The 12,208-nt window shown below is 55.8% G+C and carries 10 protein-coding genes; 4 read left to right on the forward strand and 6 right to left on the reverse strand.

The features are described 5' to 3' along the window. Positions 1 to 266: 266 nt before the first annotated feature. Positions 267 to 1,166 (forward strand): lipid kinase YegS, encoded by a 900-nt coding sequence (gene yegS, locus OGX75_RS07575; RefSeq protein ID WP_012131675.1) that lies wholly within the window; start codon positions 267 to 269, stop codon positions 1,164 to 1,166. A 78-nt stretch (positions 1,167 to 1,244) separates the two neighbouring features. On the opposite strand, the gene OGX75_RS07580 is transcribed toward yegS, so the two are convergent. From OGX75_RS07580 to dalD, 4 genes are all read right to left on the reverse strand, one after another. Beyond that, positions 1,245 to 1,907: an HAD family hydrolase gene (locus OGX75_RS07580; protein WP_048902422.1), complete on the reverse strand. Its 663-nt coding sequence runs from the start codon at positions 1,905 to 1,907 to the stop codon at positions 1,245 to 1,247. A gap of 48 nt (positions 1,908 to 1,955) precedes the next feature. Beyond that, positions 1,956 to 3,233 carry an RbtT/DalT/CsbX family MFS transporter gene (locus OGX75_RS07585; protein ID WP_012131672.1) on the reverse strand — a complete coding sequence of 426 codons (1,278 nt, stop codon included), beginning with the start codon at positions 3,231 to 3,233 and terminating at the stop codon, positions 1,956 to 1,958. Between the two features lie 67 nt (positions 3,234 to 3,300). Next, on the reverse strand, positions 3,301 to 4,764 hold the full coding sequence (gene xylB / locus OGX75_RS07590; protein ID WP_115181412.1) for a xylulokinase: 1,464 nt from the start codon (positions 4,762 to 4,764) through the stop codon (positions 3,301 to 3,303). Positions 4,765 to 4,773: 9 nt separating this feature from the next. Next, positions 4,774 to 6,141, reverse strand: coding sequence for a D-arabinitol 4-dehydrogenase (dalD, locus tag OGX75_RS07595; protein ID WP_286451219.1), 1,368 nt, complete (start codon positions 6,139 to 6,141; stop codon positions 4,774 to 4,776). Between the two features lie 210 nt (positions 6,142 to 6,351). Between dalD and OGX75_RS07600 the strand changes: the two genes are divergently transcribed. Next, a complete protein-coding gene (locus tag OGX75_RS07600; protein WP_012131669.1) occupies positions 6,352 to 7,293 on the forward strand; it encodes a sugar-binding transcriptional regulator in 942 nt (313 codons plus the stop codon). Here the strand turns inward: OGX75_RS07600 and OGX75_RS07605 are convergent. Then, positions 7,290 to 8,321, reverse strand: coding sequence for a LacI family DNA-binding transcriptional regulator (locus tag OGX75_RS07605; protein WP_058669402.1), 1,032 nt, complete (start codon positions 8,319 to 8,321; stop codon positions 7,290 to 7,292). The two genes, OGX75_RS07600 and OGX75_RS07605, sit on opposite strands and share 4 nt — an antisense overlap. Positions 8,322 to 8,485: 164 nt before the next feature. On the opposite strand from OGX75_RS07605, the gene OGX75_RS07610 reads away from it, so the two are divergent. Together OGX75_RS07610 and OGX75_RS07615 are read left to right on the forward strand one after the other, a co-directional pair. Next, the gene (locus OGX75_RS07610) at positions 8,486 to 9,235 is read left to right on the forward strand and encodes an SDR family oxidoreductase (protein ID WP_165383417.1); all 750 of its coding nucleotides are present in this window, start codon (positions 8,486 to 8,488) and stop codon (positions 9,233 to 9,235) included. Between the two features lie 11 nt (positions 9,236 to 9,246). Beyond that, positions 9,247 to 10,854: an FGGY family pentulose kinase gene (locus OGX75_RS07615; protein ID WP_286451218.1), complete on the forward strand. Its 1,608-nt coding sequence runs from the start codon at positions 9,247 to 9,249 to the stop codon at positions 10,852 to 10,854. Between the two features lie 61 nt (positions 10,855 to 10,915). Here OGX75_RS07615 and fbaB read toward each other — a convergent pair whose 3' ends face one another. After that, on the reverse strand, positions 10,916 to 11,968 hold the full coding sequence (fbaB, locus tag OGX75_RS07620; protein ID WP_012131665.1) for a class I fructose-bisphosphate aldolase: 1,053 nt from the start codon (positions 11,966 to 11,968) through the stop codon (positions 10,916 to 10,918). Positions 11,969 to 12,208: the final 240 nt, after the last annotated feature.

Genomic DNA, 12,208 nt, shown 5'->3' on the forward strand with positions numbered 1-12,208 from the left:
AATCCACGTTATTTTTTCATTATGGGAAGATTCTTAGAAATCGATCACATACCGCCTCGTTCATTACGGGTATTATCCGAGGCGCTGAAAAACATAACCCATAAATGCTAGCTGTACCAGGAACCACCTCCTTAGCCTGCGTAATCTCCCTTACGCAGGCTTATTTTTTTGTGCTGCACAAACCTTCCATTTTCAGCCTGTTCTGACCTTTCCGCGCCTTTTCTGCTATACACTTTCAACAGGTTAACGACAGAGGCAAACAAAGGATGGCTACGTTTCCCGCCAGCTTACTGATTTTAAATGGCAAAGGCGCTGATAATCAGCCCCTACGCGACGCGATAGGGCTACTTCGCGATGAGGGCGTGGAGATTCACGTCCGGGTCACCTGGGAAAAAGGCGATGCCCAGCGTTATGTTGATGAAGCCAGACAGCTTGGCGTTGAGACAGTTATTGCGGGCGGCGGCGACGGCACCATCAATGAGGTTTCCGCCGCGCTGATTCAGTGTCAGGGCGGCAACGTTCCCGCGCTTGGCATTTTGCCTCTGGGCACGGCCAATGACTTCGCCACCAGCGCTGGCATCCCGGAAGCGCTGGATAAAGCCTTAAAACTGGCGATTGCCGGTAACGCGGTTGCGATCGATATCGCTCAGGTCAACGATAAAACCTGCTTTATCAATATGGCAACAGGGGGATTCGGGACGCGCATCACCACCGAAACGCCGGAAAAACTCAAGGCCGCGCTGGGCGGCGTCTCTTACTTTATTCATGGGCTGATGCGCATGGACACCCTCAAGCCCGATCGCTGTGAGATTCGCGGCGAGAATTTTCACTGGCAGGGCGATGCGCTGGTGATTGGCATTGGTAATGGTCGTCAGGCCGGTGGCGGACAACAGCTCTGCCCTGGCGCACTCATTAATGACGGGCTGCTGCAACTGCGGATCTTCACCGGGGAGGAGCTGCTTCCGGCGCTGTTTTCCACATTGACGCAGCCGGAAGAGAACCCCAACATTGTCGATGGCGCATCCGCCTGGTTTGATATTCAGGCTCCGCATGAAATCACCTTTAACCTCGATGGCGAGCCGCTCAGTGGTCAGGAATTTCATATTGAAATACTTCCCAACGCGCTGCGTTGCCGTTTGCCGCCAGACTGCCCGTTACTGCGCTAACGAAAAAAGAAAGTAAGCGCAGAGAGGGATAATCAGACCGGCGACATCCCGGAACCTCTGCGCTCACAAACGGGTCATTTACCCTGCGGCCCGAACCGGCGGGGCCAGCGTCTCCAGGAGTTGCGGCATTGACGTGTAGCGCCCGATGGCCTCACTAAAGCAGGGATGCTGGCAGCCGTCAGACACCACGATGGTATCAATTCCGGCGGCCTGCGCGGCGCGAAAACCGCTCAGGCTGTCTTCAATCACCAGACACTCTGCGGCGGGCAGACCCAGCTTTTTCAGCGCGGAGAGATACACCGCCGGGTGCGGTTTGCCGTAGCGTTCATCGTCAGCGCTGCAAATGACGTCAAAATGCCCCCGGAGATTAAGTTTAGAGAGAACAGCCTCAATAACCTGATGGGATGATGACGTAGCCAGCGCAATCCGATACCCCCTGTGGCGAAAATGATGCAATACCGCGTAGACGCCGTCCATCGCTTCGCCTTCCGTTGCAATAAGTCCGGTAATGCGTTTGCGAATGGCCGACTCCAGCACCCCGGGGTCTGTCTGCAACGGGCAGTATTCGCACCAGACGCGGGCAATCTCATCCAGTCGCTTCCCTTTGGTTAACGTTTCACACTCCTCGTCATTAACCGTCACTCCCCAGCCTGCCAGCGCGTCTTTTTGCGCCTGACGCCACAGCCCTTCGGAGTCAATGATGACGCCATCCATGTCGAAAATTACCGCTTTACTCTTCATCATTTGCCGCCTTAAAAAGGCCCGGCAGCGCAGCCGGGCCCGACATCATTAAGAAATACCAACCGTTTCGCCTTCACATGCCTCCTGACGCGTGAATCCGGGTTGTTCAACACGAATGAACGGACACAGAATAAACGCCACAATATAGAGCAACGTATACGCAATCACGACGCCAATGGTGCTGAAGTGCGGTAACAACACCACGGCGATCGCCGGGGCGAGGAAGTTGGAAAGCCCAGCCGACAGGTTGTAGACCGAAATCGCGGCCCCTTTGTGTTTTGGCTCAAGCGCAGGAAAGACAGCGGCCATCGGCACAAACGCGGCAACGAAGATCCCCAGCGCGATTGCCGGAACCAGCGCCATCGCGAAGTTATGGCCAAAGTGCTGCGGAATGTAATAAAACGCGAGGCTGGAGAGCGCCATCCCGATGCAGCCAAACCAGCGTACAACCTTCATCCAGCCCATTTTCTCTGCCAGTACGCCCCAAAAGACGTTGGAGAAGATGGTTGTGAAGAAGAACGCCGCCCATACCTGTAGCCATTCAGAGGTGGTGAAGCCCAGTTCATCCACAAACATCATCGGCATGACCACCGCAAAACCGAACAGCGATAACGTATTGATAATACGCACGATGCTGGACAACATAATGCTACGGTTGGTGTAAAGCAGCGTGACCGCACGCCCCAGTTCGCTGAACTTTTCACGGGTGGTGAGGTTTTGCATATGGCGCGGCGTTTCAATTTTACGCAGCGAAACCAGCGCGATAACACCACCGGTCAGACAGAACGCCAGCGCCAGCCACAGGGTGCCCATTTCGCCAATATGCGGAATGGTAAAACTCGGGATATAACTGCCGAAAACGCCAATCCCAATAGAGTAGACCGCCCAGAACCAGCCCAGCGCGGCGCTGGTGCTGTCGCTGCGGACGTTATGCACAATGGCGACGATAAACGCATAAAGGAACAGCGGATACGCCAGACCGCGAATACCGTAAAACAGCAGAATTAAGGCGTAGTTGGACTGACCCAGCCCAAAAACGAGGAACAATACGTGGAATACGCACCACAGCACAAAGCCGATCATCATGGTTTTTTGCGGCGTGATGATCTCCGCCACTACGCCGGATACCCAGGCCGATAGCGCCGCCGCCAGGCCATATAGCGTAAAGGCGAAGGAGGCTTCCGCCGGGGTAAAGCCCAGCGCTTTGATGTAGTGCGACAAAAATGCCAGCTCGAAACCATCACCAGTCATGAATACGGCGATGGCGATATACCCCCAGACCAGACTTAAGGGTAATCCCAGCCATTGTTTGTTAGTTAACGACATATTGACCTCGTTTTAGGGTGCAGGGAGCCACTCCGGTACATTCACCGGAGGGCTTTTGTTATAGAAATTATTGATTTCGATAGTTCAGGTCGTTTCGGTACAGTGCGTTAAACTGCTGATAACGCTGCATCAGCGCCGTGTGGCGAACCGGATCGCCATACCAGGTTTTGTAGACTTCCGGTTTTTCGCAAACGGACGCCAACGGTTTACCTGCCGCAAGGCACGCCAGTCGCGCCGCGCCCAGCGCGCCGCCAGTTTCTCCGCCTTTGTGCGTCACCACGGGCATATCCAGAATATCTGCCAGCAGTTGCGCCCAGAACGGACTTCGGGCGCCGCCGCCCACCAGCGAACATTGTTCGATATTTGTACCGCTCTCCTGCAAAACACGGAGCCCGTCAGCGATGCCGAAACTGACGCCTTCCAGCACCGCATAACCCATCAGCGCGCGCTGGCTGGAGTGCGTCAGCCCCCAGAACATGCCCCGGGCGTCAGGATCGTTATGCGGCGTGCGTTCGCCGGAAAGGTACGGCAGGAACATCGGCGCGCTGGCTTTTTCCGCATCGCTTAACTGCGCGATTTCTTCCAGCAGTTCCGTTTCCGTTGTCCCCACCAGGCGGCAGAACCATTGCAGACAGCTGGCGGCGCTGAGCATTACGCTCATCTGGTGCCACAAATTCGGCAGGACGTGGCAAAAAGCATGTACTGCGGATTGCGGCGCGGGACGGTACGCGTCCGTCACCACAAACAGCACGCCGGACGTCCCCAGTGAAATAAACGCATCGCCGGGCGATACCGCGCCAACGCCAATAGCGCTGACCGCGTTGTCTCCGCCGCCCCCGGCGACCACCACCGAAGGGTTTAACCCCCAGCGTTGCGCGACGGCGGGATCGAGCGTGGCAGAAATATCGCAGCCTTCCACCAGCTCCGGCATATTGGCCCGCGTCAGCCCGCATTTCTCCAGCAGCGCATCCGACCAGTCGCGCTTCTCGACATCAAGCCACAGCGTCCCTGCCGAATCGGACATGTCGGAGACTTTTTTACCCGTCATTTTGAAACGCAGATAATCCTTCGGCAGCAGCACCGTTTCGATGCGGGCAAAATTCTGCGGTTCATGGCGACGCACCCACAGCAATTTCGGCGCGGTAAACCCCGGCATCGCCAGATTACCGGCAACCTGATGCAGCTCTGGGGCAATTTCTTCCAGTTCCGCACACTCCTGGGCGCTACGGGTGTCATTCCACAGAATCGCCGGGCGGATCGTATTCCCGGCGGCATCAAGCAGTACCGCGCCATGCATCTGACCGGAAAGACCGATCGCCTTAATCGCCTGCCAGTGATGACCACATTTCTCCCGCAGGGTGGACATCAGATACTCCGTTGCGTCCCACCAGGCTTCCGGTGATTGCTCTGACCAGTGTTGATGGGGCCGCTGAATCGTCAGCGGCGCGCTATGGGTGGCGACAATGTCATTATTTTCATCAATGACCAGCGCCTTCACTTCAGATGTGCCGAGATCGATACCCAGATACATAGCCACCTCTCAGTTAATCAGCGTGTGAACAGCGGCGATTTTCTCGCGCAGCAGCGCGGCGAAATCATCACGTTCCGTCAGGTCGCCAAACAGCGCTTTATCACTGGCATACGCCACGATCGGATCGGCGGATTCAAACATGGCATGTACCGCTGGCGCATCCAGAATGCCGTCCTGGTATTCATAAGGCAGCGTGCCCTTGTGCCACTGCTCCATGAAGACGTAAAACAGTGCGGGCAGCATAGCGGTAGCGTTCGGCCGCGCACCGCGCTGATAGCACTCGCGCAGCGTCGGCGCAATCATCGCCGGGATTTTCGAGAATCCGTCGGCGGCAACGCGCTGGTTGGTATCCTGAATATGCGGGTTGGTAAAACGCTTAAGCACCACATCACGATAGGTCGGGAGATCGATGCCGTTATCTCCCAGGCAAGGGATCACGTCTTCCGTCACGTAGCGGTCGGCAATCTGGTAGATAAAGTCCGTCAGGGTGCTTTCATGAATATACTGCTGGCCGATTAACGTACCCGCCCACGCAATGCAGCTATGTGATGAGTTGAGGATGCGGATTTTCGCCTCTTCATACGGGATAACAGACGTCACCAGCTCCACACCGACATTTTCCAGCGCAGGACGCACATCGCGGAAACGATCTTCAACCACCCACTGGATAAAGGTTTCGCCCATTACCGGCGCTTTATCATCAATGCCCGTCTGCGCTTTGATACGCGCCGGAAGATCGGCTGCCGGACGCGGCGTGATGCGGTCCACCATCGTATTCGGGCAGGTCGCATTGGCGCTAAGCCAGTCAATCACCGCCTGTTTGCCGGTCAGCTGTAAAAACTCAACCAGACCATCGTGGAACCGTTCACCGTTGTGGCGCACGTTGTCGCAGTTGAGCAGCGTCAGCGGCCCTGCGTTATTGGCCATACGCGCTTCCAGAATGCGGGTAATAACGCCGTAAATCGTTTTACAGCCGCCGTTGAGATCGCTCGCCAGATCGGGGTTATTCACTTCCAGCTTGTGGCTGGTGTTCAGGTAGTAGCCCCCTTCCGTCACGGTAAAGGCAATCACTTTGGTCTGCGCTCTGGCGCCTTCGGCAATCAGCGGCTGCAAATCCGCCTGCCACGGCAGCAGTTTCTGAATCGACGTGATCTCTTCGTACTCACGTTCGCCCTCCGGGCTGACCGTTTCCAGCACATAACGACCGTTTTGCGCCGCCAGCGCCTGCACAACGTGCTCGGCGTCATTGCGAATATTGCCGGCGGCAATGTGCCAGCGCGTATCGCCGGAAGCGATCAGACGATGCAGATACCACGCCTGATGGGCGCGGTGAAAAGAACCTAAGCCAATATGAAGCCATGTGTATTGATCGTTCATTGTTCTGCTCTCCAGTGAGGTTATGCCTGCACTCTAGTCGATCATTTGTATTAAATAAGAGCCGTAGATCACAAAAGAGCAATTGCTCTATAAAATTACAAATGACCACAAAAGAGCAAAGAGCTTGCCTCAATCCTGAGCACCCGCCAGAATGACCTTATCGGTTGAGGGAAATTAACGCCCCCAACACCACTCTTAAGGTAGGGAAACGTGAGCAAAGAAGATGACATCAGGCTGGATCAGAAAGTCCGGGCCGCATGGATGTACTACATTGCGGGTTTAAACCAAAGTGAGATAGCCAGCCAGCTTGGGACGTCAAGACCGGTGGTACAACGCCTTATCGCTGCGGCGAAAGAGGAAGGCATTGTTTCGATTGGTCTGCACCATCCTGTCGCGAACTGCCTCGATTACGCGCAGCTTTTGCAGGAAAAGTATCAGTTAATTAACTGCAATATTGTTCCCGCCTACAGCAGCGAAAGCACCCTCGACAGCGTAACCTTTGGCTGTTATCAACTGATGGCCCGCTACTTACAGGGCGACAAACCGACGGTAGTCGGCATTGGTTCCGGGTTGACGCTGAAAAAAACCATCAAACGCATTGATTTCGACAGTCGCAATACGCGCTGCGTGGCGTTGATCAGCGCCATGAACGAACACGGACAATGTAACTATTACGACGACGTCCCACTGTTGCTGGCGCGTAAAATTCAGGGCAAATATTACCAGTGGCCCGCGCCACGCTATGCGCAATCCTGTGATGAATACGAGATGTGGTGCACCAGCCGTCTGTTTCGCAACGTCTCTGCCGTCGCCGAAGCGTCGGAGGTCATTTTTGTCGGCATCGGCGCGCTGGGGAAACAGAGCCCTATCTTCAAAGACGGTTTTATCAATGAGGCGCAACTGGACGAACTGACCGCGCGCGGCGGCGTGGGGGAAATACTTGGCCGCTTTATTGACGCAGACGGCAACGTAGTGGATAGCCTCATCAACCGCTACATCACCAGCTACGATATACGCCAAAGCCAGTGTCCGCGTATTGCGGCGGCCTGCGGTGAAGATAAGCGCCCTGCTATCCTCGCCGCACTGAAAGGCGGCTGGATCAACGGTCTGGTTACCGATGAACATACCGCGCGCTGGTTGCTGACGCGCTAACGCGCCATGTTCTGGCTGGCGATCAATTCCGGCGGGATCTCAATACGACGTATTGTGGTGTCGCCGGAATCCACAATCTCAAACACTTTGTCCAGCATGGCTGGCACATCCTGGCGCACCATATCGATATCATGCCCCAGCAGAGAGACAAACGGGTCCCAGTCAAAACAGCCCATTGGCGGCTGATGGCTTCCCGTCTGCCCGTTCTGCGCCAGCCAGCGCACCACCCCTTCGAGCGAAATTGTCGAATTAACAAACAGCCCCGGCAGCGGAATATCAGGCGACGGGTAGACCGATTTCAGTAGCCCTTCCACCCTTGCGGAAGAATACCCCGTGACCAGTTGCTGCGTTTCCGGCACCGTCAATCCATGCGCTTTATGCGCGTCGAGGAAGCCGCGCAAGCGTTCGGCGGTGTTATTGTCGGTGATTCGCCCCCCCACAAACGTCAGCGGAGCCAAAACGCCATACCGCTTTTGGCTGCTGGCGAGAATGCTTTCCGTCAGCGCTTTAGCCCCCGCATAGTTATCCGAAATAATCGACGGCGCCAGCGTTCCGGGCAGATCGAGGTTCAGCGTGGGTACACCCGCCTGATGACACATCTGCGCGATCTTATCCGGGTGCGTCGCCCCGGTGGCGATAACCCAGTCCACCTGCCAGGAGAGCATCGCCCTCGCCGCTTCAACCTCCAGCTCCGGTTGACGCCGCGTACAGGTAATGATGGGCAGCAGCCCCCTGGCACGCGCCATCTCTTCAAACTTTTCAGCAATGGAGCCAAAGTAGCGGTTGTCGTATTTCGGGACAATCATCCCGATGACATTCGATTTCTTACTGCGAAGCAGGCTGGCCTGTCGGTTCACCGCATATCCCTGCTCTTCAGCAATCCGGGTCACCTTCTCCGCCAGCTTTGCGCTAATGCGTCGCTTCTTCCAGTTGCCATTCAAAATTGCGCTCACCGCGCTGGCGGAAACCCCGGTTAACTCTGCCAGGTCGTAGATGGTTGTTTTCTTCGTTTTCTCAACGCGCGTCACAAAATCGCCTCTTCATTTTGAATGTCTCTTGCTGAGGAAATAAACAAGTGCTAGATCAGCTTCATCGATTGAGCAATATGCTTCACACGCCAGTCAGAACGCCCCCGTTCTTCGCGCAGAAGCAAATACACCTTAAAAATCACCTATGCATAAAGGATTATAAAATGAATCACTCTGTCCCCTCCATGAATACTTCCCTCAACGGCAAGGTTGCAGCCATTACCGGCGCAGCCTCCGGTATCGGCCTTGAGTGCGCGAAAACCCTGCTTGCCGCAGGAGCAAAAGTGGTCCTGATCGACCGCGAAGGCGAGAAGCTGAAGAAAATCGTCGCGGAACTGGGCGATAACGCGTTTGCGCTGCAAATCGACTTGTTCAATACCGGGCAGGTCGACAACATGCTGGCAGGCATTATCGAGCTGGCCGGTGGGCTGGATATTTTCCATGCTAACGCAGGCGCTTACATTGGCGGACCGGTCGCCGAAGGCGATCCTGACGTCTGGGATCGCGTACTGAACCTCAACATCAATGCCGCATTTCGCTGCGTCCGCGCCGTATTGCCGCATATGATTGCGCAAAAATCCGGCGATATCATTTTCACCAGTTCTATCGCTGGCGTTGTACCGGTCATCTGGGAACCTATTTACACGGCCTCCAAATTTGCCGTTCAGGCCTTTGTCCATACAACCCGCCGTCAGGTGTCCGAACATGGCGTACGCGTCGGAGCGGTGCTGCCGGGGCCGGTAGTGACCGCGCTGCTGGACGACTGGCCGCAGGCGAAAATGGAAGAAGCGCTGGCAAATGGCAGCCTGATGCAGCCGATCGAAGTCGCAGAATCGGTACTGTTTATGGTCACTCGTTCGAAAAACGTCACTGTTCGCGATCTGGTTATCCTCCCCAACAGCGTTGATCTGTGAGGAAAAGCGCCATGAACAGCTTACAGAAAACCGTTATCGGCGTGGATGTTGGTTCAGGCAGCGTCCGCGCAGGTATCTTCGACCTGAGCGGCACGTTGCTCTCTCATGTCACGCAAAAAATCACGACCACTCACCGGAGCGGCAACCGCGTGGAGCAGTCCAGCCAGGAGATCTGGCAGGCCGTTTGTCACTGCATCCGGGAAGCGCTCAGGCAGTCCGGCGCGGCGCCGGAAAGCGTGGCGGGGATCGGTTTCGACGCCACCTGCTCGCTGGTGGTTCTGGATAAAAACGGCGCGCCGCTCCCCGTGAGCGCCGAAGGCGATGCGGCGCAAAACATCATCGTCTGGATGGACCATCGCGCGACTGAACAGGCTGAACGCATTAACGCCAGCCAACATCCGGTGCTGAACTATGTCGGCGGGAAAATCTCACCGGAAATGGAAACGCCTAAGATTTTATGGCTGAAGGAAAATCGCCGCGAGGTGTACGAAAACGCATGGCAATTTTTCGACCTTGCAGACTTCCTGACCTGGCGCGCCACCGGCGACCTTGCCCGCTCCATCTGTACAGTCACCTGCAAATGGACCTGGCTTGCTCATGAAAACCGCTGGGACCCGGACTATTTCCGCACGATCGGGCTGGCAGAACTGGCTGATGACGAGTTTGCCCGCATCGGACAGCGCATCGTGCCGCCGGGTACGCCCTGTGGCGACGGCTTAACCGCGCAGGCGGCGCAGGAGATGAGCCTGCCTGCGGGCACGCCAGTCGCCGTGGGTCTGATTGACGCCCATGCGGGCGGCATCGGGACTGTCGGCGTTGAAGGCGGCGCCCTCAATAATATGGCATATGTGTTTGGCACCTCATCCTGCACCATGACTTCAACGAACGATCCCGTTTTCGTTCCCGGCGTCTGGGGGCCGTATTACAGCGCGATGGTGCCAGGGCTCTGGCTTGTTGAGGGAGGGCAAAGCGCCGCGGGCGCGGCTATCGATCAGCTATTGGCGTTTCATCCCGCCGCCGAAGACACGCGGAAACTGGCGCAGGAGGCAGGATTACCGCTGCCGGTTTATCTTGCCGATCGGGTGTCAGAAAAAGCGCCGCAGGCATCGGACGCCATCACGCTGGCGGCGGGTATTCATGTTGTACCGGAGTTTTTAGGCAACCGCGCGCCGTTTGCCGACCCGCACGCACGCGCCGTTATTTGCGGATTGGGTATGGAACGCGACCTGGACAATTTACTGGCGTTGTATGTGGCGGGACTGTGCGGTATCGGTTACGGTTTACGGCAAATTATTGATGCGCAGAATGCCTGCGGCGTACGGAATAAAAATATCGTGATTAGCGGCGGCGCGGGTCAGCATCCTCTGGTGCGGCAACTATTAGCCGATACCTGCGGACTTCCGGTATTAACCACCCAGTGCAGCGAGCCCGTTTTATTAGGTTCCGCAATCCTTGGCGCCGTCGCCGGAAATATTTCCCCCTCGGTTGCCGAGGCCATGACGCAGTTTACGCATGTGGATACCTGTTATTACCCACAGACAGCGTATCAGCCATTGCATCATCGTCGTTACGAGGCCTATAAGCAGTTGCAACACATGGCGAAAATGCTCAGAGAGTGATTTTTGCGCCGTCCTGATAACCAATACCCCTCCCCGAAAACCTGGGGAGGGGTACGTGACATCAGGCAATCGTCACTTTATTGTCCAGGTAGACGTCCTGCACGGCGTTAATCAGTTTCACGCCATCCGCCATTGTTTTCTTGAAGGCTTTACGCCCCAGAATCAGGCCCATGCCGCCCGCGCGTTTGTTGATAACCGCAGTACGCACAGCGTCGCTGAGATCGGTCTCGCCGCCCGCCGCGCCGCCGGAGTTAATCAGCCCCGCGCGCCCCATATAGCAGTTGGCTAACTGGTAACGCACCAGATCGATAGGGTTATCGCTGGTCAGCTTGCTGTAAACACGATCGTCGGTGTAACCGAAATTCACCGCCTTATAGCCGCCGTTATTTTCCGCCATTTTTTGTTTGACGATATCTGCGCCAATCGTCGCCGCCAGGTGGTTAGCCTGCCCGGTCAGGTCGGCGGAAACGTGGTAATCCACGCCGTCTTTTTTAAATGCAGAGTTACGCAAGTATGCCCACAGGACGGTCACCATCCCCAGCTCATGCGCACGTTCAAAAGCGGCGGAAATCTCTTCAATCTGACGACGCGACTGCTCAGAACCAAAGTAAATGGTCGCGCCAACGGCCACGGCGCCCAGATTGAACGCCTGCTCAACGCTGGCATAGAGCGTTTGATCGTACTCCGTTGGATAGCTCAACGTCTCGTTGTGGTTCAGTTTGACGAGGAACGGAATGCGGTGCGCGTAACGGCGTGAAACCGATGCCAGTACCCCATACGTCGAGGCCACGCAGTTACAGCCTGCTTCAATAGCCAGTTCGACGATATTCTTTGGATCAAAATAAAGCGGGTTTGCGGCAAATGACGCCCCGGCAGAATGTTCAACGCCCTGATCGACGGGCAGAATGGAGAGGTAGCCCGTTCCGGCCAGACGTCCGGTATTATACAGCGTCTGCATGTTACGCAGTACGGCAGGCGGACGGTTGTTATCAACCATCACGCGGTCTACGTAGTCATGTCCGGGTAAATAAAGTTGGTCAGAAGGAATGGTCATACAACGATGCTGTAAAAGGCTGTCGGCGTCTTTGCCAAGCAACTGCGCAATATCAGTCATAGCTATGCTCCCGTAAGTTCCGATTGAGTACCGGAATGTGGATTGTCCTGACCCGCGTTTTGCGGGCAGCAATAAGCCTGGTACCGACCGGCCATTTTTTCCATCTGTAGCGCATTTTTCAGCGCTATCTGCTGGCACGTTTCAGGTACGAAAAAGTGTTACAGCAGTCAAATTTACGCCTCAAAGGTATTTAAAAGGTATTATTAAGTGGTACTGTCATCGCGTACCTTACCTGTCATG

This window comes from Citrobacter sp. CK199 (genome assembly GCF_030333285.1).
GTDB lineage: Bacteria > Pseudomonadota > Gammaproteobacteria > Enterobacterales > Enterobacteriaceae > Citrobacter_B > Citrobacter_B koseri.